We start from the raw sequence: 23,469 nt of genomic DNA, 5'->3' as shown, positions 1-23,469 counted from the left end.
AAATCTTCCCCCTGTGTGCGCTGTAAGGGCTGAGCATAGGGGATTGCGGCGCTGCGCGCCAGCATGGGTCAGGGATTATTGGCCGGCGTTTTCCGCGCCGTCATCCAATCCTCGAAGCGAGTGTCCGGCGATCCGGCCTGGCGCTCCAGAAAATAAACAAAGGCCAGTATCTCCGCCACCGCCCGATACAGCTCTGGAGGGATATGTTTGTCGAGATCCACTTGCATCAGCAACGACACTAACTCCGGCGAATCATGGACAAATACGCCGGCGTCTTGCGCGCATTCTATGATGCGCTGCGCCATCTGCCCGTAGCCTTTGGCCACTACCCGCGGCGAACGCTGTCCTTCTTGATACGACAACGCCACCGCCGATTGGCGTTTATCATCATTCTGCTGCTGGTTCATTGCGGTTCACTACCAAGCTGGCCAGGGTCAATCCCGCGGCTTCCATGCCGCTCTGCAATTTTTGGGCATGCTGTTTGATCATTGCGCCGATGCCGTCTTCATCCGCCTGAAAAGACACCTGCACGGTCTGGCCTATCATTCTCACCCGCACGCCCAAGCCGCCAAGCGCAGGCAGCTCCAGAGAGAGGCTGGTATTCCAAACAGGGATATCCTCCTGTCCGCTCCCTTGCCTCTCGTTTTGCGGCTTCTCCTGTTCGATCTGCAACTGCATGGGCTGTCCAGGCCAAGCCAGACCCTGAAACTGCACCGCGCGGTTTTCCAGGCCATCCAGCTGGCGCTGCACCAGGCTGCCCAGCTCTTGCGCTTGAGGCCTAAGCGCTTGTGCTTGCCCTTGATCATGCTTCTGGCCGATATCCAGCGCCTGCTGGGTCAGCGAAAACTTGGCTTGCGGCTCCTGTTTCAACTGCTCCAGGGTATGCAGGCCATTGCTGAAATCCTTGAGATGCGATTCATAAAACAAGCCGCTCTGTTTGACATTCTGTTGCAGCTGCTTGGCCAGTTGCGCCGGGGGATGCTCAGCAGCATCCAGCTGCAATGGTTTGGCTGGCGCGCCGTCATCCGCCGCGCTTAACAGCGAGGTCAGGTAGCGCGAGGCCGTGCTCAACTTGACGGCTACCGAGCCGTCTTGCGGCGGCGCCGCCTCCTTGCCGCCTTGCTGCAAGGCGAAGGTCAGCGACGGCTGCAGCGAGACGACCTTCAGATTCAGGGAATCGCCGGAAGGGTTGACGCCAGGCGGCAGGCTCAGCGTGAACAAGCCATTCTTGATCAGCACCGCCAGTTGATTGTTGCCCAGTTGATCCGCGATTTTCGCGGTCAATAATTCCCCGACCATCAAGGAAGGCAGTTTACCCGGCTGGGTGAGCGCCTCCAGCAACTGGCTGGCATCGATATTGCCGCGCGGGAGATTGACTGCGGAGCCCTGAGTCAGATTGCTCAGGGTATTGGATAAAGACGGAATCATGAGGTGGGGCTATTGCGATAAAGAGACACGATAAGCTCGGCCTCGCTGCGCGAAATGCCGCAACGCGAGGCGACTTCAGAGGCCGTCAGCCCCTGCCGGATCATTTCTATGGCCTGATTATAAGGGCTCAAGCCAGACTCCGGCTGAGCATGATGCTCCAGCTTGGACTGCAGACGCGCGACATCTCGCTGCAGCGCGCTGATTTGCTGCTGCTGCTGGTCCAGATACATGGAGGTCAGGCTGTCGCGCTTGCTTTCAAGCTTTTGCAGCCTGAAATACAAGTACGCGCAAGAGGCCGCCAACAGCAGCCACAGCACAACCATCAAGTAAGGGAAGAAGACGCCGGACATGGTGGTTTCCCTTCGGGTAAACATCCACAATGGACTTTAAGTGTATGGCGAAAAATCGCGCAACCCAAGCCCGAACCCCTGGGATTTGAGACGATTCCGCAAGGCGGCAACCGCCCATCCACCCTCTCACCCCTTGTATTCCCGCATCAGCTTTGAGCTTTGATTCAAGGACAACAAATCGTTTTTCAACTGCTCGGCCCAGAGGGCGATCTGCTGCTCGATCTGGCTGCGCAAGCCGAGCACGCGTTTGAGCGCCTCGCGTTGCGTCGCGCTCAGTTTTTTGTTCTCGCCCGCCTCAAGCCTGCCCAACAGTTGATGCGTGTAGCCCTCGTGCTGCTCATACAGTTTGGCGAACGCCACTCTGTCTCTTTCACCCGCCAGTTTCAACAGCTGGACGGCCAGGGGCTCCAATGCATCAATCAGTTGCGCCAAACCTTTGGCGTTGCCATCAAACTGCTTTTCCATTGGCCTATCGCTCATCTGCCTTGCTCTGGCTGCGCGGCTGCCTGCGGCCTATCCACCTGTTGCCAGGCCGGCAAGATGGTTTCCAATAGTTCGCGCACTTCCTGAAGAATTTCCTTGTCATTTTTCAGACTGGCCTTGGCCAACCTCAGCTTCATATAGACATACAAGTCGTTGAGGTTTACCGCTGCGTCAGAACCCACATCAAGATCCAAAGCGATTCTCAGGCCTTCCAGGATATCTACGGCCTTGGTGATCATTCTGGCCTTCTCTTCGAAATGACCTGCGTCAATCGCCAGCCCAGCCGAGCTCACCGCCTTGATCGCCCCTTCATACAACATCACGACGATTCCAACCGGGCTCGCCCCATAGACCGCAGTTTTCAGCGCATCGTTTGCATACGCCTGATTGAACTGCTTGAGCATCCGTGAATTCAGCATGGGTCACCATCGTTTCTTTTCATGCGGGCGCGACTCCCAACCAGCGCCCGCGAGGATTCAGCTACATCTTGCTATTTAATCAAATTGAACAAGCTATTCGAGCCCGCCTGCATTTGCGCCAACGTCTTGTTCAACGATGTGTATTGCTGCAACAACTGATTTTGCTTGGAATCCAAGCGCGATTTCAAAGAGCTTTGCAGCTGGGTTTCTGTATTCACTCGCGAATTTATGGATGCTTTGCTGGTTTCAATGACCCCGCTTGGCGCCAACATGTCGTTGATCGCGGTATTGAAGCGTTGCGCGAAACCAGTGTTGGCGTTATTGCCGAACAGATTGATCACCGCTTGCTGGTCTTTTTTCACCGCATCGTTGAATTTAGTCTGATCCAACTTCAAGGTGCCATCCTTTTGCAAGGAAATACCCACCTGCGCCAGATAGGCGACGGAATTGACCGGATCCACCCCTGCCACCGGCGTGGACAATACTTGGGCCAGCTTGGTCTGAATATCCAGAACCGAGGCATTGCCCTTCATCGAGCCTTTCCGCGCGCTGCTCACATCGCTCATGACCTGATTGTAGGCATCGATGAACGATTGCAGGTTCTTGCTCACCCCGGCGCTGTCCGGCGACATGGATACCGTGAAACTGCCAGCTTTGTACAGATCGACATCCACCCCGGCGATCGCGCTGGAAACCTTGTTGCTGCCAGAGGAAATCGATACGCCGTTCACTGTCAGATCGGCATTCTTCGCATCCTGAGACTCTTTGACCCCGGTCGGACTCTGCGTCAATACCTTGGCCAAGGTCGCGCCGGAGGTGCTGCCATTATCGCTGTCGCCGCCGACGATCTTGAATTCGTTGTCGGTGCCAGAGTTGGCTGCCGTCAGCACCAGCTTGTATTGCGTGGTGCTTTTGCCATCGTCACCTTTGACGACATTCTGGACAATGGTTGCATTCACGCCAACGCCAGCAGAATTAATCTTGTCATTGATGGTCTGCAAACTCACAGGATCACCCGGCTTATCAGCCAGCTTAACGGTCTGCGTTTTGCCGTTGACCTCGAACGACAGCTGATTCGGCGCGCCGGCCAGCGCCGCCTTGGGATCTTTGATGTTAACGCCGCCGGCCTGATCAAACACCAGCTGGCGGTTGGTGGCCAGGCTGGTGACATTGATCTGATAGGTGCCTGCGCTGCCGCCGCTGGTCGTCGTGACGGCGCCCATCGAGCCATCGCTGACCGTCGCCTTGAATACTTGCAGGAAACGGCCGGAAGACAAACCCGTCATCGCTGTTTGCAAGGCAGACAGCGACGAACTCAGCTTGCCGACAGTGCTGAGCTGCGTATTGTATTGATCCGAGCGGCTGAGGCTTTCATTCAGCGGCCGTCTTTCAATCATCATCAGCTGGCTGACGATGCCCTGTACATCCAATGCACCCACGGAACTGGTAATGGCTGCCATGTTATCCCCATGTTATAGCCGCATCGGGACAAACAGATCAGGCTTTGTCCTTCAGCAAGAGTCCTTTGAAATCGCCGATCGCCTTGGCGATGCGCAGGGCATCTTCCGAGGGAATCTGGCGGATCACCTTGTTGTTTTCCTTGTCGACCACTTTCACCACGGTAGTGCCGGTGTCCTTGTCGACGGAAAACTGCAAGGAACTGTCATACATCGAAGCGGTGTTATTCAGCTGCTTGACCGATTCTTCCAACTGCTTGGCCACGCTTTGCTGATTTTGTTGCTGATTTGCGGACGACTGCTGTTGCTGGCTCTGCCCCGCCGCTGCGACAGCCTGGGTCGAATCGGCCGAAACCGGCTGATTCGGATCATTAGGAGACGACTGAGCCAGATCAACCAATTGTTGACGCGGCACCGGCGTCGCGGCAACCGTAGAGGCCGGCGACAAGATAGAAGGAATTTGCATGATCGTTCTCCCAACGGATGCAGCTCCGGCTGCCCAACCGGAGCTGCAGACTGGCTATACCATCAATTTACCACTTATTGCAGCAGTGTCAGCGCAGATTGCGGCAGCGTGTTCGATTGCTTCAGAATCGATGCGCCCGCTTGCTGCAAGATCTGGTTCTTCGTCAGATTAGCTGTTTCCGACGCGAAGTCCACATCCACGATACGGCTATTGGCCGCCGTCAGGTTCTGCACATAGTTTTGCAGGTTGGCTACCACCGCGTCAAACCGGTTCTGCACCGAGCCCCAGGTGGAACGCACCGTCGAGATTTCGGCGATGTCGCTATCCAGTGTAGACAGGATCGCGGAAGCGCCGGACTGAGTGGTGACGTTGATCGTGCCGGTGGCGGTCAGCGCGGAGCTGTAGCTACACAGCACGCCAGCCGAAGTCATGTCCACCGACGAGATGGAAACCTGGTTGCTGCTGGCGCCGGACGAACCGACTTGGAACATCAGCACCGCGGAACCCGACAGCAGTTGGGTGCCGTTGAACTGCGTGGTTTGCACGATACGCGAAATTTCCTGGGTCAGCTGGTCCACTTCGGATTGCAGCTGCGAACGGTTAGTGTTGCTCACCGAGCCGTTGGCGGACTGCACCGCGATTTCACGGATACGCTGCAGGTTGTTGGCGATCTGGCCCAACGCGCCTTCAGCAGTCTGCCCAACGGAAATACCGTCGTTGGCATTGTTGATGGCTTGGTTATTGCCGTTGATCGCGGACCTCAGGGTCTGAGAAATCGCCAGGCCCGCGGCGTCGTCCTTGGCGCTGTTGATGCGCAAGCCCGAAGACAGGCGTTGCAGCGATTGCGACAGCGACATTTGCGAATTATTGAGGTTGATCTGCGCTTGCAGCGATGTGACGTTGGTGTTGACGGTAATGGCCATGATGACTCTCCTGATACTCAGTGTGGGCAAAGAGGCTTGCTTACACTGCTTATCGGCGAGCGCATTCCGAACTTTATAGCCAAAGTGTGAATTTTCACACTTGACTTTCACTCATCGCGGCAAAACCCTTATCTCATCAGGCTTTCTCCATTGTTCGCCTATCCCGCTTTCCAGCCTCCGCGGCCAGCCTAGGCCGCGGGGAGCTCATGCTTAAACGCCTTATTGCAGCAGCGACAGCGCGGCTTGCGGCAAGGAGTTGGACTGCTTCAGGATGGCGCCGCCGGCCTGTTGCAGAATCTGGTTTCTGGTCAGATTGGCAGTTTCCGATGCGAAGTCCACATCCATGATGCGGCTGTTGGCAGCGGTCAGGTTCTGGGTGTAGTTGCTCAGATTGCTGACCACGGCATCGAAACGGTTCATCACCGCGCCAAAAGTGGAACGCAAGTCAGAAATCTGTGCGATATCCTTATCCAGCAAGCTGAGGGCCTTAGATGCCGCATCTTGGCTGGTAATATCCACAGTCTTGGTGGCTGACAGGTTGTCATTATAGGTATTCAGCCCGCTAGAAGTACCGATTGCCGGATTACTCTTAGTAAAAGTGCTCAACGCATCTTTAGCCGTATCGCGATCACCGCGCAAAGTTGCAATATTCGCTACAGTCCCCCCTTTGGCAATGGTCGCTTCGGCATCGTCTACCAGCTTGCTTTTGGCTGCCATGTCCAACTGCAGATATTCGTTCTGCTTGTTCAACTGCCCACGCTGCAACTCTTGCGCACGTTGCATCGTCACACCTGTATTCAGGTTCGTATCTACGATCGCATCATTTACATTAGTCGGCGCAGTTTTAAAAATGGACTTGTAACTAGTTTCAAGCGTAGCCGCATCCGTTTTGGCCTGCGTCGCCAGCGCAGCCAAGTCTGTTGCCGACTTGCTGGGATCGATCCCCGCTTGTGCCAGATTCGTCGTCTGAATGCTGATTTTATTATCGTCTTGGCCCTTAGAACCCACTTGAAAAGTCAGCTTGCTGCCACCTTGCAACAACTTGGTACCGTTGAACTCCGTGGTTTGGATAGAGCGCGAAATTTCACGCGTCAGTTGGTCCACTTCATTTTGCAACTGCGAACGGTTCTGATCGCTAACGCCGCCGTTAGAGGCTTGCACTGCGATTTCACGAATGCGCTGTAAATTATTGGCGATCTGGCCAAGCGCGCCTTCGGCTGTTTGGCCCACCGATACGCCATCGTTGGCGTTGCGAATGGCTTGGTTATTGCCGCGGATAGCGGAATTCAGCGTCTGCGAAATCGCCATGCCGGCAGCGTCGTCCTTGGCGCTGTTGATGCGCAGGCCGGAGGACAGCCGTTGCAGCGACTGGTTCAGCATCTGGCTGGAATTGTTCAGGTTCAGCTGGGCGCCCAGCGAGGACAGGTTGGTATTGACGGTGATTGCCATGTGATTCCCCTTGTCGGCCCAACGGCCGGAATGAATTCGTGCCTATGCATGCAAAATCGGCCGAACAAGGGAAATGCTTATGAAAATGGTATTTTTACCAAAAAATCCTGCTAAAGCAGAATTCAGAAAAAGAAAATGGCCCCGCAGGGCCATTGGATAGACAGGTGTTTTGACTAGCCGTGCAGAATGCGGAACCAGTCTTCGTAATGGTCTTCCAGCCAGTAATGCTGGTTGAACCAGCCGCGCAGGGCGTCGCCTTCTCTTTCCAACGCATCCCAATCATTCGCGCGCGCGCGGATCGCTTCGATCCAGGCCTCCGCCCGGTTCGGCACCCGGCAGACCGGCGCGTTATTGGTTTGATAGGGATAGATGTCGGTGCAGACCACAGGCCAGCCCAGCACGCCGTACTCCAGCAGGCGCAGATTGCTTTTGGCTTCGTTGAAGGGATTGATCTCCAGCGGCGCCACCGCCAAATCCAAGTTCAGGCTCGCCACTTTGGCCGCGTAATCAGCGAAGGTAACGGCATGGTGGACCTCGGCCACATAGGGGCGGAACTGCGGCAGGCACATGCCCATGAATACCCAGTCCACTTCCTTGCGGGTGGCGCGGATCACTTCATGGATCAGCTCCAGGTCGCCGCGATGCTGGCCCGCGCCTACCCAACCCACGCGCGGCTTGTCGCCCAAGCGGCGTTCCGACTTCAGCTCGCCCCAGATGCTTCTGCGCAGCCGGTTTGGCACCACCGCCACCTCGCCCACCATTTTCTGGATGAAGTCCGCCAAGGGCTGAGTTGACACCACCGCCGCGTCGCATAGCTTCAGCACGCGGCGCAGCCGCTGCTTGGCATCCGGATAATGGCGCGACCAGTGGTCGTACAGGCTGCTCTTTTCCGGCACGCCGCCCACCAGGTCATCCAGGCCAAACACAATGCGCAGATCCGGGATATAGCGGCGATAGGCATCCATGGTTTCATAGATGTAGTCGCTGATGCCGGTGTGCAGCAGCAGCGCATCCGGCGCCTGGCGCGCCAGCTCCACCACAGTGGGAATGCCGGCAGAGGGCTGGTGGATTTCGCCGTCCAGCTTGCCCTTCTCTTGCAGCACTTGCAAAGGCTGGCTCAAACGATATTCGCCGCTGCCGCCAGGCACAGGAATGCCCAACACCTTCTTGCGGCCCGGCATCTTGGCGTCCCAGGCGACGATGCGGTCGGATTCAATGGCCACCCGCGGCGTGCGCAGTGATAGATGGCGGTTGAAGCCCGGATCGTTGGCCATCACCGGCAGCCAGCGCCCAAGCATGGCCTCCATTTCCTCGCGCTCGCGCACCGCGGCCTTCAGTGCCGGCCGCGGGTCCGTCGTGACCCGGCCTATGCTCTTGGCGTGATGGTGATACAGCACCACAAACGGGTTGTAGATATTGCGCAAACCCTGGGCTTGCACCTTGAGGCAGAAGTCCACGTCATTGAAGCAGACCTGGAACACTTCCTCGTTCATGCCCTCCACCAGATCGTAAATCTGTTTTTCCACCAGCAGGCAGGCCGCGGTGACGGCGGAATAGTTCTGCATGGTCAGGCTGCGGTTCATATAGCCGGGGAACAGGTAATCCATGCTTTCGAACACATGGTCCGCCACCGAATACATGCCCCCCGGCATGCCCAGCACGATGCCGGCATGCTGCACCCGGCCGATTTCCGGATACAGGAGCCGCGCGCCCACCGCGCCGACGCCCGGTTGCTGCGCCGTCGCCAGCAAGCGCTCCAGCCAGTTGGCGAAAATGATTTCAATATCGTTGTTGAGCAGCAGCAGGTACTCGCCACGCGCTTCGCGCGCTCCGAGATTGCATTGGGCGGAGAAATTGAACGGCGCGTTGTAGCTGAGAATCCGCACCCGGTCTGGATACTGAGCCTGGACCAACTCATAGAATTCGAAGGTTTCGGGATCTTCCGAGCCGTTATCGACGATCAGCACCTCGAAGTTCTGATAGCGGGTAATGCCGAACAGGCTGTTGAGGCAAGGCGCCAGGCACTCCAGCTTGTCCTTGGTCGGAATGATGACTGATACCAATGGCTGCGCCAGCAACTGGTACTCGTAATGGTAAGTCGCCGGCACCAGGCCGTCGGACACCGAAACCGGCAGGCCGCAGCGTTTGGCGTGATCCTCCAGCGCCACCCGGCGGGCGGCATTGCCCAGGCTGTCCCATTTCGGATCGATCCAGGGCAAGGACACCAGCACATCGTCGACGTGGCCGATCGCGGCGCGGTCCCAACCCTCGTACAAGCGCAGCAAGGCGTCATAGCAATGCGCGCGCGGATAAGGCCGGATGCCGCCTATCTTGGCCAAAGCTTCGCTGCTGAATGCCACGGCGTAACTGATATAGTCCATGGAACGCAGGTATTCCGGCGAGAAGTCCGGCAAAAAGGCCGGCCGGAAGCGCTTGCCCATCGGCGACACCACGTCATGGTCGGTATAAATCGCGCCATATTCGGGATGGGCGTGTATCTCCTCGCCCAGCCGCGCCAGCGCATTGGGCTGCAAGCGAGCGCCCGCGGGCAATAGTATGACCCAATCGGCTGGCACATCGGCGACGATGCCATTGACCATGGCCGCAATCTGCTGCTCATCCTCCATCTCAGCCACTTGCACCCACCCCAGCTGCGGGCTGGCGCTGAAAATCGGGTCCGGCTCCGGCGCATCGGAAATCACCAGCAAACGCCAATGCCGGTACAGCAGATTTTCCATCGCGGAGAAGCTTTCCGATAGGCGGGACAGCCTGCTGGAAGGCGCCAGCATGATCACATTGAAGGTCGGGATATGTTTCCAGCCTGTCATGATGCGCTCAGCCAGCTGTTCGGCATGGACCTCGCGCAATTGGCGGCGCTTCACCCACTTGCGGTAGGCCTTCAATCCGTCCACATCGTTTTCGGCCAGGGCGTAGGTCACCACCTTGCCCATCTGGGTCAGCGCTTGCGGCTTCAGCTGCGCGGGCAGCAATGCTGTGTATTTTTCCAGCAGACCGCCCACCTGCTTTTCCAGCAGGCGATTTTCCAATACATGCCTGCGCGCGGCTTCTGCTTGCCGCATGCGCAAGTCAGGGTCATCGATCAGTTTGCTGATGCCGCTCATCCAGCCGTCTTCGGTATTGGGGACGACGACGGCCAATTCCGTATCCTTCAAATCCTGATAGGACGGCACATCGGACACCACGGCGGCCGCGCCGACCACCGCGTACTCCAGCCACTTGATATCGGATTTGTAATCGTTGAACTCTGTCTGCGCCAGCGGCGCGATGCCGATGTCTATCTTGAGCTTGGCCAGTTCGGACAGGTATTCGTTATAAGTGACGAATTCCGGCACCTTGCGCACATCCTTGATGCCGACAAAGTCCGGCGGCACATCGCCCCAGAACACGAACTTCACCTGGCCGGCATACTCGTGGTAAATGCGCAGCAGCGCCGATGAGATCATCGCCACATCCTGGGCGTGGGTGCTGGTGCCGGCAAAACCTATCGTCACTTGGCCGCTGTGCGGCTGCGGCGACACCAAACGGTCAGCCGCCAAGTAGTTGGGAAAGACGAAAACCTTGTCGTTATAAGGCCGGACTTTCTCAGCCAGGGTCTCGGTGGACACCGTCACCAGCGAGCACTTGGGCAACAGCCACTCGATGCCCTCGAAAGAAGGCTGGCAGATGGCGTACATCACGTGCTGCTCCGACATGTCGAGCAGCCAGTCGTCGATCTCGTAAACAATGGGCTTGCCGGATTCGACCATCATCTCCAGCAGGGGCCGGAATTCCGGATAGGGGAACAAGCGTTGGACGATGAACATGTCCATCGTATCGACAAAGTCCTGGTCCTCCTCAAAGGGATAAACGCCCTCGAAACTGTGATCGGCCTGGTTCTTGTAATGATAGGCCTCCAGCACCGGCGACATCAGGCTGAGCGGGTCGCCCAGGCGGAGCTTGTAACAGGCGGCGTCTTGAAGATCGCGTGTCAGCACGCCGATACGCGGTTTGCGAGGTTGTTTTGATTCCACGTTGATTTCCTGTGTTTTCATGGCTGCGGCTCGCTAGAACATGAATGAATCGAATCTGTCGCGAGGCCAGAAAAAAGCATGGCCGCGCCGGCAAACGATGTCTGCGCCACTATAGCAGTCAGATGGCTTGGCATGCCATGGCCGCGCATGACGCAAGAAAACAGGCCTGGACCGAGGTCAAGGCCTGCCGATGCGGTAAGCGGATGCGATCAGGCTTGGGCGGCAATGGGCTCGCCCGCCGACGGCATCGCCTGGGGAAGCGGGTCCAGGATATCGGCCAGCAAGCCGTAATGCTCGCGCGACCACTGGCCGCGATCCACGCCCTCCAGGCCGAAAACCCAGGCCCAGCGGCCCCAGAACGGCGTCTGGATCGACTCCAGGTATTGGCTGTAGTGTTGCTCCGCCAATGCCGCCTGACCGCTTTCCCGATAGCACTTGGCCAGATAGTAATGGGCGAAAGCGTGGTCGCTCTTGAGCCGCAACACATTCTTCAGCCCGCGTTCCGCCCAGGCGTAGTTGCCGCAGCGCAAGTCGTAATTGTGAACAAAATTCAGGTCCAGGTTCATGAAGTATTGATACTCCTGGATAAACTCGGCGCTGAAGTCCTCGGTATTGATCACCGCGGTGCGGTAGTCCGAACCCAAATCATTGATCTTGATATAGCCCTTGGCCTTGGAGATGTCGTGGATCTCGCTGCCGACGATGGGGCTGGCGCAAGCGATATTGAACCAGTTGGAAGCGATCTCGCGCAGATTGTGGCGCGCCTCTTCCAGATCTTCCTTGGTTTCGCCCGGCATGCCGATCAGGATATTGGTGTTGGTATAGATGCCCAACTCGCGGCAATCCCTGGCCACCCGTTCGGAGATCTTCATCTTCAACGGCTTGCGCATCTGCTTTTTCAGCACCTTCTCGCTGCCGCTTTCCACCGGCAGCACCAAATGGCGCACCCCGGCATCCCAGAAGGCCTGCAGCATGGGCATGTCCAAGGCGTACAGGGTCAGGCCGTTTTGATACACCGAATTCAGGTTCAACGATTTGACGATGTCCAGAATCTTGTACACCCGGTCGGAATCGGCCATCAGGTGGTCATCCTGGAAAATCACCGTCTGCGCGCCGTACTTTTCCGTCAGCCGGGTGAAGTCCTCGCGCACCCGCTCCAGCGAGTGATAGCGCATCGAACGCCCGTGCGTGCGGTGCGAGGCGCAGAAGGTGCACAGGAAGGGACAGCCGCGCGACGTCATCACATGGAAGCCGCGGGTTTTATCCAGATTATGATAGGACGCCACCACCTGGTTGATCTCGTGCTTGTCGAGATCGCACAGGTCGTAATCGAAGAAGGGGATCTCATCCAGATCGTCGATAAAGTCGTGCTTGGGCGCGAACAGCATCTCGCCCACTACTTTTTGGCGGGTGATCCAGGACTCGGACCCCGCCAGATAGGCCTGGACGTCCTCCGCCTGCAGCAGGTGCAGCATGGGCTTCTCGCCCTCGCCGAAGCACAGCGCGTCGAAAAAGGTGCAGCCCATATCGCGGTAAATCTGCTCGTAGCTGTTGGTCGGGATATTGCCTCCGCCCACTACGATGCTGTCCGGCCAAACTTCCTTCGCCATGCGCCCGCAATCCATGAAGTTGGGGAAGGATGGGCTGAACAAGGACGAGATGCCGACAAAGTCGGGAGCGAAATCCGCGGCCTGCTGGAAAAAATGACGGCACAAGGACTCGAAGCAATCGAAAGGCACGGCGTCCAGGGCATTGACCTCGGCGTTGAAGTCGATCAGCTTGACCTCGACATCGACGAATTTCTTCAGGTACGCCGAAATGGACAAGGGGCCCAAGGGCAGGTCGGTTCGGGGGATGTTGTAGACCTTCCCGTCAGCCTTGGTCAATTGCACATTGTAATACTCAGGCTTGGTGAACGAGTCCCAGGAAATGTGCATGGGCACAACCAGCAAAAGTTTCTTCATCCTACCCTCCACTATCCATCGCCGGCGAGAGCCGGGAACCTTCCCCTCTCGCCCGCCATGAATCCGCAATCCTGTGAACTGAATAAAACCCGCGGCGAAGACCGCGCGCTTGGGTGATCCGAGCGGCTGCGCCCCCGCAGCCGGCCGACTTACTCTTTATCGGCTGATTGCCCGCAGCCATGAGGGCAAGTGCTGACTCAACAGACGATTCGCCCTCACCCAGCCGCTCAAGGCGTCGCCGGCCTGGGCGGCGGCTTCAGGATCGCGCGCGAAATGCAGCACCGCCTGCCCCCAATCGGCCAAATCGCGGCTCACGCGCGTAATCGGCGCCTCGCCCGCCCGCAGCTCGCCCATCGCAGTGGCGATCACCGGAATGCCCAATATGCCGAACTGCAGCATGCGCAGGGTGCGAGCGGTTTCGTCGCCCCCCTCCTCCACCTTGGGCAGCACCGCCAGGTCCAAGCCCAAGCTGGCCAATTTTCGGGGGAAACCCTCGCTGTCCAGATCATAGGCGTGGCATTCCGCCAGATACGGCTTGATCACCTCAGGGCATTCGCCCAATACGATCCAGTCCACCTCGGCGACCGTCGCCAGCATCACGCCGCTGAGCAGCAGCAAATCCTCAGCCTCCACCGCCGTTCCCACCCAACCCAAGCGTGGACGGCTGCCGGTGCGGCGCAGCGAAATCACCCCCTCCCAGCAGGCCTCGTCCAAAGCGCTTGGAATCAATCTGACGTCCGCCGCCAAGCCGCCGAGCTGCTGCCGCAGCGTCTCGGTGGGCACGATGATCCGATCCGCCTCGCGCGCCAGCGCCTGAAGGTAGGCCATGCCATAGCGCGGACTCATATCGGCGCCGGACTCCATGCCATCCACCAGCAATACCGACAGCAAATCCGGCCGGCTTTGCTTAAGCCCGCGCAATCTATCCAGTTGCTCCGGCTCGAACCGTGCCGTCATCAGCACCGTATTCGGCGCCAAGCGTTCGAACTCCCCTTCGCGGGGCAAACGCTGCCCTGCGGACGCCATCGTCAGTTGGCACTGGCTTTCCTCCGCCAGTTTGCGCAAGGGAGCTGACATTCTGGCCGCGCCGGCCTCCGACGCGCCCGGCAGCGCCAATACCCGATTGCGCTCATGAAACGCGCCATCCCATCCCGCCGGAAACGCATCATCGATCTGGAAGGCTTGCCGGCTATCCAGGCTCAAATGGCGGTTGTAAGACCCGTCATGGCCCAACCGGCCTTGCCAGCGCAAAGGCAAGGCCGCGGCGTCGCCTAGCTCGTCGTTTCCGCCATGGCGCACCGCGGACGCGAAAGGCGTCCATAACGGCGGCAAGCCCGCCGCGCGCAGCTTAAGGCTGAAATCCGCCGCCGCGCTGAGCTCATCGGGCCAGGCCGCGTCCACCCCGCCGATCTGCTGATAAACGGAGCGGGCGATAAGCAAACAATCCAGCAAGACCGCGCCTGGACTATGCTCGACTTGCTGACGCCGCAAATGGCCGGGCGCTTGCGCATCGCAGCCGTCAAACAGCGTGGCCGCGCCCTCATCCGCCCCCAGCAAGATCGGCCCGCGCCAGATGGTCTTGCCGTCGGGTCGCAGCAAGCGCGGCGCGACGGCGCCGACTTGCGGCCTGGCCGCCAAGCTCAACAAGGTAGCCACCGCGTCCGGCTGGGCCAGCTCAACCCGGCTGTCGAGGAAAAGCAGGAAATCTCCCTGGGCGGCGGCCGCGCCCAGCGCATAGCGCTCGCGGCGAGTGGCCTCCTGCTCGCAGGCTACTCTCGCGGCGTCGGCGGGGATCGTCTCCCGCGCCGAGACCGCCAGGATTTCTGCATCGACGCCATCCCAGCCGTTGGACAGGGCATCGATGCACGCGAACAGATCGAAAGATTCGCCTTCGTCGGAGACGATGATGGAAAGCCGCGCGGCTTGAGGCGCGGGGTAATGGATGCGGCGAACGCCGCCAAGCAGGCCGGACGCCACACGGCCTTGTCCGCCCTCGCGGGCCAGATGCTCGGCCAGCGCCCTCTCCTGCGCAGCCTCTTCGCCTCGCTGCACGCAGGGGGGCAGATGCAGCAGGATATCGGCGATATGACCGACCGCCCCCGCGCCGCAACGATCATGGATGCGCAGCAAGGCGTCGAAACCATCCGCGCCGGCGCCTGAAAACGCGCCGGCCTCTTGCAAGGCGTCGCGGCGGAACCAGGCGCTGCGGCCGATATAGTCGCTGCCGCGCAGCCAATCCAGATTGAAGTCGGGACGGAAAACCGGATCGGCGCACTGGCCGCCCTCCCGCATCGTATCGCTGTCGGAATAGATCACCTGCCACTCCGGATGCAGCGCGGCGTAGTCCGCCACCGACAGCAGCGCATTGCCGGCCAGCTCCGCCCCTGGCGGAAGAATGGCCATCCAATCGCATGGCAAAGCGCCGAGCACGGCGGCGTAAGCCTGAGTCAACTGCGCCGGATCGTTGGCGTCGTCTATCCGCAGCCAGCCCAGTACCTCGGAATTCTGGAACGCCGCGCTGGGCTCGTCGAAATCGGCGACGAAAATCAGCTGCCATTGCTTGTAGAGTTGCTGCGATACCGCATTGACCGTGTTGATCGCATCCGCCAGACGCTCCGCCGTCAGCGGCATCATGATGATGAAACGCGGCTGGCCAGTCCAGGTGCGCGCCATCCGCTCCGCATGCAGCTGCGCGTCGGCGGCATTCAGCGCGTGCCCCTGCTGCCAACCCTCGTAACGGATTTCCTCCGGGCTGCGTTCGACCACCTGGGGCTTGAACGAAGGAAACACCACATCGCTCGCCACGCCTTTGGGCAATAGCTGTGATTTTTCGATGAAACTTTCCAGCTGCGCCAGCAACTCAAGCTGGTACTGGTGATAAACCTGCTGATAATCCGCTGTTTTGCCATGCGCTTCAGCAATGCCGTCGGGCGTATCGACAAAAGTCGCGCCGGGCAAGGCCAAGCCGAGCGCGACGCCCGCTCTCTCTTCCGGCTTCTTGGAATACACGGTCTCTTTGATCACCACCGGGCAACCGCACAGCAAGGCCTCGGAAATGATGGCCGAATTGGCGAAGGTGTACAGCACCTTGCCCTGTCTCAACAAGGCAGCCAGCTCCTCATGGCTCTGCGGCCAGTCGTAGGTGATGACTATGGAATCGCGAAACAGCTCGGGGTAATCCCGCTGCGCCTGCTTATAGCGACCGGGATACACCAGCACCTTATCCCGTTTTTCGTCATGGGCATTATCGTCATTATTGAAAATGCCGGTATCGATGGAGGGAATGAATATAAAGGACGGGTCGGCGTATTTTGCGGCGTCGACATAATCCTGGTGCCAAAACACCAGCATGTCAGACTCGGGATAATCCTTTGGGCCGCCCAGCAAACCCGGGTGGTTGAGGATGTAGCGGACCACGGCCGCGGCATTGAGCGGATTGCCGTGCACCACTTCTGGATACACCACGATGGGCGAACGCTGAGTCTCCTTGTGCCTGTCCACGATGTCCTGGGTCAGATACGGCGTCCTGAGCTTGGGATCGGTCTCCGGCGAAAACACATAGGCTTCTTCGCCCAATTTGTTCAGATAATGGCACAGCAAGTGCATGGCCCGGACGCCGTTGGACACCCGGGTGAAGCCTGGCGCGCAGATGTAATAAGGCCGGTGCTTCTCGTTGTAGAATTTTTTTTCGATCTGCATAGTGGCTTGCTTTCATGTTGTCCCGCCCCGCCCGGGGCAGAAACGCTAAGCTGGCCCGATTTCAAGCGGGCAAGGTCATGAAGAGATAAACGCATCGGCGGAGAATTGGATGGCGTCGGCCAGCGATGTCCATGGCTCCAAACCCAGTTCCGCGCGCGCCCGGCCGATATCGGGCACATACAGATTTCGCGCCGGATTGCCGACATTGACGTCAGAACGTCCGAGAATCCTCACCTCGCCCCCGGGATGCAAACGGTCGCGCACCAGATAGGCGAGATCGGCGATGGAAATGGCTTCGTCCGAACCGACATTGAACAAAGCCGATTCTCCCTTGCGCCGCAGCAAAGCCATCAGCCAGACCGACAAATCGCCCATGTACAGATAGGAGCGCAAGGGCGAGCCATCCCCTTGAATGATGATAGGCTCTCGCCGCAGCGCGCACTGGATGAAATTGCCGATCGCATAATGGATGTCCAGCGGCATGAAGGGGCCGACAAAGGCGAAGCAGCGCGCCACGCTCAGGTGCCAGCCATGCTGCTGGGCGTAGGCGGCGCAAAGAAACTCCGCCGCCCGCTTGGCCTGTCCCAGCGCCGTGACCGGATTCATGGTGTCAGGCGCGACCGGATCGTCCTCCCGCAGCGGCATGCCGCTCGGCGAGGTCCCGTAGGCCGCGCCGGAGCTGGTGAACAGAAAATGCTCGGGACCGGCCTCGGCGGCGAAATCCAGCACCCTGCGGGTGCCGGTCACCAGCGTGTCGAATTTGCCCAAGGGCGTTTCGCCCTGGAACGTTTCATGCGCAGAGGTGGTGGCCGCATGGAGGAAATGGCTGAAATGGCCGCTCGGGAAATCGAAATCGCGCACATCTCCGCGATGAAAGCGGATGGCCGGATCGGCGGCCAGGTGCGGCGCGCGGCGCGCGAAGGCATCCGGGTCGCGGCTGAGCGCCAGCACGTGGATGCCTGCGCCCAGCCGGGCATTGGCGTGAACGATGGTTTCCAGCAACCAGCGGCCGAACCAGCCGGTGCCGCCGCTGATGAACAGCGACGCGCCGCGCAGGCTCTGCCACACGTCGGGCTGCCGCCCAAGGGCGGCATCCAGGTCCTGACTCAGTTCTCGGCTCGGCCGCATGGTCAAGCTGTTCGGGCGCATCCGCTTTATTCCGCCAATACCACCAGGGCGCTGGCCCAATATTCGGCCGCCATGTTTTGATGAACGCGGCGGTTGAAGGTCAGATCGTAGCCATACGCCTCGAAGTGATAGCCGCAGCCTTCTTTTTCCGCATCCAGCCCGGATAGCCAAAGCAAGGGCGGATAACCCTTCCTGCGCAGCAGCAGGTCGGGCGCGGCGAGGAAGGCGGCGCAGCTGTCATAGCCGCCGGCAAGCAGGAAAAACTCCGGCAGCGCGGCGATCTGCTCTATGGCCGCCGGTATCGAATACTCCAGCAGGCAGGGAAAGTAGACGCCCACCACCGGGCCGCGGCGCATGGCCTCGATCAAGCGCTCGTGTCTCGCGCCGGCTGTCGGCGTCAGCTTGCCGGACAGGCCTGCCTTATGGTGGTTGGTGAAACAATACTCCGGCAGCGCCTCGGCGAAGCCTCGCCCCACCGCCGGCAGATAGCGGCTTTCCAGTGCCTCGCCGATATCGTCGTGGCTGGCTTGCGGCAGCAGGAAGGGGACGGCCGGGCCATTGAGGATATTGCTCGCGGCCGGGTCATCGGCCAGCCGCGCGAAGATGCCGCGGGCGCGGCGCTCGAACTCGGCCGCGTCCACGCCCGCCGTTTCGCCCAGCTGGGCGACCGTGCGCCGATAAATGGCGGCATAGTCTATGGCCGGCTGCTCGGCCAGGAAGTAGCGTCGCGTCTGGCTATGGCAGGCGGCCTGGGTGCCGTCATGCGGCAGGCAGCGGCCATGGGCGTCGAAACGCGGCGCGGTTTGGATCATGTCTGGTGCGTTCATCGAGATTGCCTTTACGGTGTTTTGGGCTGCGCGCCGCGATTAGTCGTAGAGCGAGTCTTCGTCGGAGAAGCCCTGCCCCCACGGCAGCGGCAGGAATTTCGCGCCCGCGGTTTTTTCCGTATGGATCTTGATGAACTTGGGGTCTTCGCCGATCAGGCAGTCCGGCCGGTGCGGCCCGAGCCAAGGATTGCGCATGCCGCGCGCCAGCACTTCCTTCAGCGGGGTTTCGCGCAGATTGCCGATGGAGAAGTCGATATACGGGCACGGCGTCACTTCCATGGTGGAGGTGACGGTGATGATGCCCTTCACCGTGATGCAACCCTTGTGCGAGCCGTAAGAAGGCGTCATATGAGTGAAGACGTTGTACTCCTTCTCCATCTGGCGCAGGATGTCGGCGTCTTCCTTGTCGATGACGAATTCCGGATGCTCGGTGCAGGAGCCGGTGGGCTTGGCGTAGGACACGTAGAGGCCGAAACCGCGCGCGGTGGAGTATTCGCACATCTGGCGGAATTCTTCGGTCTTGGCGCGGCCCTTGACCAGCACCGTGGACAGGATCAGGTTGAGGCCGGCGTCCAGGCAGGCGTCCACCGCGCGCATCACCCGCTTGTAGGAGCCGGGCTTGTTGCGGAAGTTGTCATGGTCCTGTTCGACGAAGCTGTCCAGCGACATCTGGATCTTTTCCACGCCGATGGACTTCAGATGCTTGGCGCGCTCCAGGTCGAGGAACCAGCCATTGCTGTCGACGATCACATAATGCTTGTCCGGATCGATGGCTGCCACGACATCGTCCAGATCCTTCATCACCAGCGGCTCGCCGCCGGTGATCACGAAGCGGGCCAGGCCCAGCTCATCCGCCTGCCGCGACAGGTTGCGGATGTCTTCGTATTCCATCTTGCTGCGGGTGTCCACCACCTTGATCACGTTCTTCAGGTGGCGGTCCATATAGTATTCGGCCGAGCAGTGCGTGCACTTGAAATTGCACAGATAGCTCTTCTCCAGCCGGATGATGGGGCTGATCTCGCCCCTCTCTTCCATTTCCGCTATGCGCGCCAGTTTGGCGGCGATGTAAGGCTTGCGCAGCGCAAGGTCGTTGCGCTTGGCAAGCTCAGCCTGGCTCAGGGCCAGGTTGGTGGTTTCCAGCGGAGCATTCATGTGTTTCTCCAGGCCATCCCGCCGGATCAGCTCGCGGGATGGGTATTCAGCTATTTCGAGTGTGCCAGCGACGCTTTGCAGAATGATGTTTCTGTCTGATTGTTGGTTTGCGCATTTCTATTCAGACTTTTCGGCATTATTACCAGAAACTTGAATCGAAGGGCATCCCCTCGCAATGGAATCTCCATTGATGAAGCCCCGATACACCTCGTGCACCGGGATCAAATCCGGCGGGCACGCCTGATGCCAGGCCCAATCGCCATGCCGGGGCGCGGCGGGATTGAAGCGTTTCCGCTCATCCGGCGCCGAGCGCAGCCGGCAGGCATGCAGCAGCGAGATGAAGTGGCCGCGCACATCGCGGCTGGCATTCACCAGTTCATGGCGGCACAAGGGAACGGGGTCGAAATCCACCTCCGCCCCCAATTCATGCGCGGCGACCGCGGCGATGCGCGCGGCGGAGCTCTCCTTGAAGCGGAGGATGCCGCCGGGCACGTGCCAGCCGGGACCATAGAAACGGTCATGCCGCCAGGTCAGCAGCGTGCGTCCGGCATCGTCGCGGATCAGCAGATCGACATTGACCATGGGCGTCAGGCTGCTGACGAACAGGAACACCTCCTCCGGCAAGCCCTCGCGCGCCGAGCCTATGGCCTCGCGCAAGGTTTCTATCGCTTGGCGGATGGCGGAGCCGTCCTGGCGTTCCTCGCTCAGCATGCCGCCTTCTCCTCGCGCAAACCGCCCTCGCCCATCACCGCCACCGCGAAGCGGCTGCCGTGGCGCTCGCGGATCAGCCGCGCCACCTCGGCCGAATAGCTGGCCGCCAGCACGATCACCGCGTCCACCTCGCCGTCGTCCAGCCGCGCCGGCGGCACGATGGGCAGATGGGTGGCCGGCGTGTAGCGGCCCTGTTTGAACGGCGCCGAGTCCAGCACGTAGCGGATGCGGCCGGCGATGCCCATCAGGCTGATCAGCGCCAGCGCCTGGTGGCCCGCGCCCCAGATCGCCACTCTGCCGGGCTCGAAACGGCCCAGGAAGTCGTCGAACGACGCGCGCAGTCCTCCCTGACAAGCGGCCAGCGCGGACAGGTTCAACGGCGCGCGTTTCCTGACGATGGCGGACAGCACGTAATCGTGCCATTCGGCGCGGCACTCCAGCACCTCGAAGCCGTTGGCTTCCAGCAGCCGGGTCAGCGTGCCTTCGGTGAAATAAAACAAATGGTCCGGGATGAATTCGGCGAACAGGCCCTTTTCGATGATCATGTCGAAATTGGGCACCTCCACCATGCCGATGGCGCCGTCGGCCAGATTGGCGGCGATGCCTTGCAGCGTCAGTTGCGCGGTCGGGATGTGTTCGAGGAAATTCAGGATCATGAAGCCATCGAACGGGCCTTCCCCCAACCGTGTTTCCGGGCCGTCAACAAAGCCTCGCTCCACCCGCAAGCCGACTTGATGGCAGGCATCGACCGATGCCGGCAGATGCTCGATGCCATAGGCGTCCGCGCCGGCCTCGGCCAGCAGCGACAGATACTCGCCGCGGCCGCAGCCGACTTCCAGCACCTTGCGCCCCGTCAGGGCGTGTTCGGCCAGCCAGCCGCCGAACTGCTTGAGGCGGAAAGCGCGCATGTCCGGCGAGATGCCGGCGGCGCGGATCACGTCGCGCCAGTACGGCACCGGTTCGGCGTCCAGTTGGACCAGGCCGCAGCCGCCGCACTGGCGCAAAGCCAGCGTCACGCCGCTATCGGCGGATAGCTGCTCGGCCGTCGGGAGGCCCTGGGCCGCGGCCGGCATGTCATGCTGCACCAGCAAAGGCTCGGTAAACAGCGGCTGCGCGCAGATGCGGCAGTGATCGATCACGGCGGCCATCGTTCAAACGTCCCGCTTGGCGGCTTCCGACGCCGGCAGCAAGGGGATCAGCATTTCCGCGCGCAGCGTCTCCAGCGGCAGCAACGGCGACATGTCCTCCAGCGGCATAGACAGCATCGAGCCGTCCGGCTGCGGCAGCGCGGCGGCCTTGGGCTGCAGCGTCTCGTTCTCGTTCAGCCGCACGTCGCACAGTATCGGGCCCGGATGGGCCATCACCTTGGCCAGGCCCGCTGCCAGATCCTCCACGCGCTCGATGCGCACCGCCGGCAGGCCGTAAGCCTCGGCCAGGTCCAGCGCATCCGGAATCAGCACGCCGGCCTCCGGCCCGGTGCCGACGTAGCGGCTGTCGAAATAATTGCGCTGGGTGTTGCGGATCGACGCGTAACCGTTGTTGTTCATGATGAACAGGCGGATCGGCAGTTGCAGAGCTTTCAGCGTCGCCAGCTCCTGCAGGTTCAGCTGCAGGCTGCCGTCGCTCTCGACCGCGATCATCGGCTGGGAACCGTTGCCGAGACAGGCGCCTATCGCCGCCGGCAGGCCGTAACCCATCGAACCCAGGCCCGAGGTCAGGAACACGCGCTGGCCCGGCTTGTTGCGGAACACGGTGTAGAACACCTCGACGGCGAGGCCGGAGCTGCCGGTGGAGATCAGCGTATTCGCCGGCGCGGCGTCGGACAGCGCCTCGACGAAGTGATAGTGGCTGATCTGGCCGCTCGTCGGGAACGGCGCGCCGTCCTGCACCGGATAGCGGCGCTTCCAGTCGGCGCAACGGTCCAGCCACGGCTGCCACCGGGCCTTGGGCAAGCTGTCACCAGCCGCCAGCAGCCCTTCCAAGCAGGCCTTGGCATCCATGACCAGCGGCAGGTCGATCTCCATGTCCAGCTTGGCGATCTCGGCGGCGTCCACATCCACCACCACCTTGCGCGCCGCGCGGGCGAAGCCCTTGGGGTTGTAGGCGGTGAGGATGTTGTCGAGACGGCTGCCGATGGCGATCAACAGATCGCAGTTCTGCACCGCGAAATTGCCCGGCCGCAACGCCACCACGCCTGGGCGGCCGGCGCACAGCGGGCTGTCCCACGGCACGAGGTCCATCGCGTTCCAGGTGGCGGCCACCGGCACCTGCAGCGTCTCGCTAAGCCGACGCAAGGCATCCGCGCCGCCGGCGATGCGCACGCCGTGGCCGGCCAGGATCAACGGCCGCTCGGCCTGCTTCAACAGCTCGGCGATGGCGGCGACATAGCCTGGCCCGGCCTCCGCGGCCTCCGTTTCGGCTTGATAGCCCTGCAAGCTGGCGGGGTCGATCGGCGCGGCCTGCACGTCCAACGGAATGTCCAGCCACACCGGGCCGGGACGGCTGCTGTGCGCCAGATGCAGCGCCTCCTCCAGATGGCGGCGGATGGCCTGCGGATCGGTGACGGTGACGGCGTACTTGGTCACCGGCTTGGCCATGGACACGATGTCCACCTCCTGCACGCCCTTCTGGCGCAGGCCGCTGCCTTGCAATAAATCCGCGCGCTTCACCTGGCCGGAAATCACCAGCATGGGCAACGATTCGATCCAGGCGCCGGCTACCGGCGTCAGGATATTGGTGGCGCCGGGGCCGGTGGTCACCATGGCCACGCCGGTGCGCTCGGCCAGCCGGCCGTAGGCCTCGGCGGCGATGCCGCAGGCCTGCTCGTGGTGGCAGTGCACGGCTGTTATGTCAGGCTGCTGCGCCAGCGCGTCGTTCAGGTGCATCGCGCCGCCGCCGGGCAGCAGGAACACATGGCGCACGCCGCGCGCGGCCAGGAAATCCATCACGTAGTCCGCCAGGCGGACAAGCTTTGCTGTCATG

Annotated in this window: 18 protein-coding genes; all 18 read right to left on the bottom strand. The window is 60.6% G+C overall.

Going from position 1 to position 23,469, the window contains the following annotated elements; translation table 11 throughout:
* Window positions 1-68: 68 nt before the first annotated feature.
* Entirely contained in the window at window positions 69-407 is a 339-nt protein-coding gene (locus NKT35_RS11715) for an EscU/YscU/HrcU family type III secretion system export apparatus switch protein (protein ID WP_254301324.1), read from the bottom strand.
* Window positions 388-1,428: a flagellar hook-length control protein FliK gene (fliK, locus tag NKT35_RS11710; protein WP_254301323.1), complete on the bottom strand. Its 1,041-nt coding sequence runs from the start codon at window positions 1,426-1,428 to the stop codon at window positions 388-390. Before fliK ends, NKT35_RS11715 begins: the two co-directional genes overlap by 20 nt.
* A complete protein-coding gene (locus NKT35_RS11705; RefSeq protein WP_254301322.1) occupies window positions 1,425-1,778 on the bottom strand; it encodes a DUF2802 domain-containing protein in 354 nt (117 codons plus the stop codon). The genes fliK and NKT35_RS11705 overlap by 4 nt, the downstream gene beginning before the upstream one ends.
* 126 nt (window positions 1,779-1,904) lie before the next feature.
* Window positions 1,905-2,210 carry a flagellar protein FliT gene (gene fliT, locus NKT35_RS11700; protein ID WP_254301321.1) on the bottom strand — a complete coding sequence of 102 codons (306 nt, stop codon included), beginning with the start codon at window positions 2,208-2,210 and terminating at the stop codon, window positions 1,905-1,907.
* Window positions 2,211-2,254: 44 nt separating this feature from the next.
* A complete protein-coding gene (fliS, locus tag NKT35_RS11695) occupies window positions 2,255-2,665 on the bottom strand; it encodes a flagellar export chaperone FliS (protein WP_254301320.1) in 411 nt (136 codons plus the stop codon).
* An 86-nt stretch (window positions 2,666-2,751) separates the two neighbouring features.
* Window positions 2,752-4,140: a flagellar filament capping protein FliD gene (fliD, locus tag NKT35_RS11690; RefSeq protein WP_254301319.1), complete on the bottom strand. Its 1,389-nt coding sequence runs from the start codon at window positions 4,138-4,140 to the stop codon at window positions 2,752-2,754.
* 37 nt (window positions 4,141-4,177) lie between these two features.
* Window positions 4,178-4,603 (bottom strand): flagellar protein FlaG, encoded by a 426-nt coding sequence (locus NKT35_RS11685; RefSeq protein ID WP_254301318.1) that lies wholly within the window; start codon window positions 4,601-4,603, stop codon window positions 4,178-4,180.
* Window positions 4,604-4,677: 74 nt separating this feature from the next.
* Complete coding sequence (locus NKT35_RS11680; protein WP_254301317.1) at window positions 4,678-5,526, bottom strand: flagellin N-terminal helical domain-containing protein; 849 nt, start codon at window positions 5,524-5,526, stop codon at window positions 4,678-4,680.
* A gap of 219 nt (window positions 5,527-5,745) precedes the next feature.
* Complete coding sequence (locus NKT35_RS24105) at window positions 5,746-6,975, bottom strand: flagellin N-terminal helical domain-containing protein (RefSeq protein ID WP_305883478.1); 1,230 nt, start codon at window positions 6,973-6,975, stop codon at window positions 5,746-5,748.
* 173 nt (window positions 6,976-7,148) lie between these two features.
* A complete protein-coding gene (locus NKT35_RS11665; protein ID WP_254301316.1) occupies window positions 7,149-11,006 on the bottom strand; it encodes a glycosyltransferase in 3,858 nt (1,285 codons plus the stop codon).
* A gap of 209 nt (window positions 11,007-11,215) precedes the next feature.
* On the bottom strand, window positions 11,216-12,970 hold the full coding sequence (locus NKT35_RS11660; RefSeq protein WP_254301315.1) for a B12-binding domain-containing radical SAM protein: 1,755 nt from the start codon (window positions 12,968-12,970) through the stop codon (window positions 11,216-11,218).
* Between the two features lie 156 nt (window positions 12,971-13,126).
* Entirely contained in the window at window positions 13,127-16,669 is a 3,543-nt protein-coding gene (locus NKT35_RS11655) for a glycosyltransferase (protein WP_254301314.1), read from the bottom strand.
* Window positions 16,670-16,744: 75 nt separating this feature from the next.
* Complete coding sequence (locus NKT35_RS11650; protein WP_505190916.1) at window positions 16,745-17,797, bottom strand: NAD-dependent epimerase/dehydratase family protein; 1,053 nt, start codon at window positions 17,795-17,797, stop codon at window positions 16,745-16,747.
* A 26-nt stretch (window positions 17,798-17,823) separates the two neighbouring features.
* Window positions 17,824-18,624 (bottom strand): hypothetical protein, encoded by an 801-nt coding sequence (locus NKT35_RS11645; protein WP_254301312.1) that lies wholly within the window; start codon window positions 18,622-18,624, stop codon window positions 17,824-17,826.
* A gap of 39 nt (window positions 18,625-18,663) precedes the next feature.
* Complete coding sequence (locus tag NKT35_RS11640; RefSeq protein ID WP_254301311.1) at window positions 18,664-19,776, bottom strand: radical SAM/SPASM domain-containing protein; 1,113 nt, start codon at window positions 19,774-19,776, stop codon at window positions 18,664-18,666.
* A gap of 117 nt (window positions 19,777-19,893) precedes the next feature.
* Window positions 19,894-20,487, bottom strand: coding sequence for an NUDIX hydrolase (locus NKT35_RS11635; protein ID WP_254301310.1), 594 nt, complete (start codon window positions 20,485-20,487; stop codon window positions 19,894-19,896).
* On the bottom strand, window positions 20,481-21,635 hold the full coding sequence (locus NKT35_RS11630) for a class I SAM-dependent methyltransferase (RefSeq protein ID WP_254301309.1): 1,155 nt from the start codon (window positions 21,633-21,635) through the stop codon (window positions 20,481-20,483). Before NKT35_RS11630 ends, NKT35_RS11635 begins: the two co-directional genes overlap by 7 nt.
* Before the next feature lie 3 nt (window positions 21,636-21,638).
* Entirely contained in the window at window positions 21,639-23,468 is a 1,830-nt protein-coding gene (locus tag NKT35_RS11625; protein ID WP_254301308.1) for a thiamine pyrophosphate-binding protein, read from the bottom strand.
* Between the last annotated feature and the right edge of the window lies 1 nt (window position 23,469).

Source organism: Chromobacterium sp. IIBBL 290-4, assembly GCF_024207115.1.
GTDB lineage: Bacteria > Pseudomonadota > Gammaproteobacteria > Burkholderiales > Chromobacteriaceae > Chromobacterium.
This window is presented reverse-complemented; position numbering and strand designations above follow the sequence as displayed.

Excerpts from the sequence above, each read along its gene's own strand:
- fliS (WP_254301320.1), bottom strand. The coding sequence starts at position 2,665 with ATGCTCAAGCAGTTCAATCAGGCGTATGCAAACGATGCGCTGAAAACT.
- NKT35_RS24105 (WP_305883478.1), bottom strand. The coding sequence starts at position 6,975 with ATGGCAATCACCGTCAATACCAACCTGTCCTCGCTGGGCGCCCAGCTG.
- NKT35_RS11680 (WP_254301317.1), bottom strand. The coding sequence starts at position 5,526 with ATGGCCATTACCGTCAACACCAACGTCACATCGCTGCAAGCGCAGATC.
- fliK (WP_254301323.1), bottom strand. The coding sequence starts at position 1,428 with ATGATTCCGTCTTTATCCAATACCCTGAGCAATCTGACTCAGGGCTCC.
- NKT35_RS11645 (WP_254301312.1), bottom strand. The coding sequence starts at position 18,624 with ATGAACGCACCAGACATGATCCAAACCGCGCCGCGTTTCGACGCCCAT.
- NKT35_RS11660 (WP_254301315.1), bottom strand. The coding sequence starts at position 12,970 with ATGAAGAAACTTTTGCTGGTTGTGCCCATGCACATTTCCTGGGACTCG.
- NKT35_RS11630 (WP_254301309.1), bottom strand. The coding sequence starts at position 21,635 with ATGGCCGCCGTGATCGATCACTGCCGCATCTGCGCGCAGCCGCTGTTT.
- NKT35_RS11655 (WP_254301314.1), bottom strand. The coding sequence starts at position 16,669 with ATGCAGATCGAAAAAAAATTCTACAACGAGAAGCACCGGCCTTATTAC.
- fliD (WP_254301319.1), bottom strand. The coding sequence starts at position 4,140 with ATGGCAGCCATTACCAGTTCCGTGGGTGCATTGGATGTACAGGGCATC.
- NKT35_RS11685 (WP_254301318.1), bottom strand. The coding sequence starts at position 4,603 with ATGCAAATTCCTTCTATCTTGTCGCCGGCCTCTACGGTTGCCGCGACG.
- NKT35_RS11650 (WP_505190916.1), bottom strand. The coding sequence starts at position 17,797 with ATGCGGCCGAGCCGAGAACTGAGTCAGGACCTGGATGCCGCCCTTGGG.
- NKT35_RS11625 (WP_254301308.1), bottom strand. The coding sequence starts at position 23,468 with ATGACAGCAAAGCTTGTCCGCCTGGCGGACTACGTGATGGATTTCCTG.
- NKT35_RS11640 (WP_254301311.1), bottom strand. The coding sequence starts at position 19,776 with ATGAATGCTCCGCTGGAAACCACCAACCTGGCCCTGAGCCAGGCTGAG.
- NKT35_RS11715 (WP_254301324.1), bottom strand. The coding sequence starts at position 407 with ATGAACCAGCAGCAGAATGATGATAAACGCCAATCGGCGGTGGCGTTG.
- NKT35_RS11705 (WP_254301322.1), bottom strand. The coding sequence starts at position 1,778 with ATGTCCGGCGTCTTCTTCCCTTACTTGATGGTTGTGCTGTGGCTGCTG.
- NKT35_RS11635 (WP_254301310.1), bottom strand. The coding sequence starts at position 20,487 with ATGCTGAGCGAGGAACGCCAGGACGGCTCCGCCATCCGCCAAGCGATA.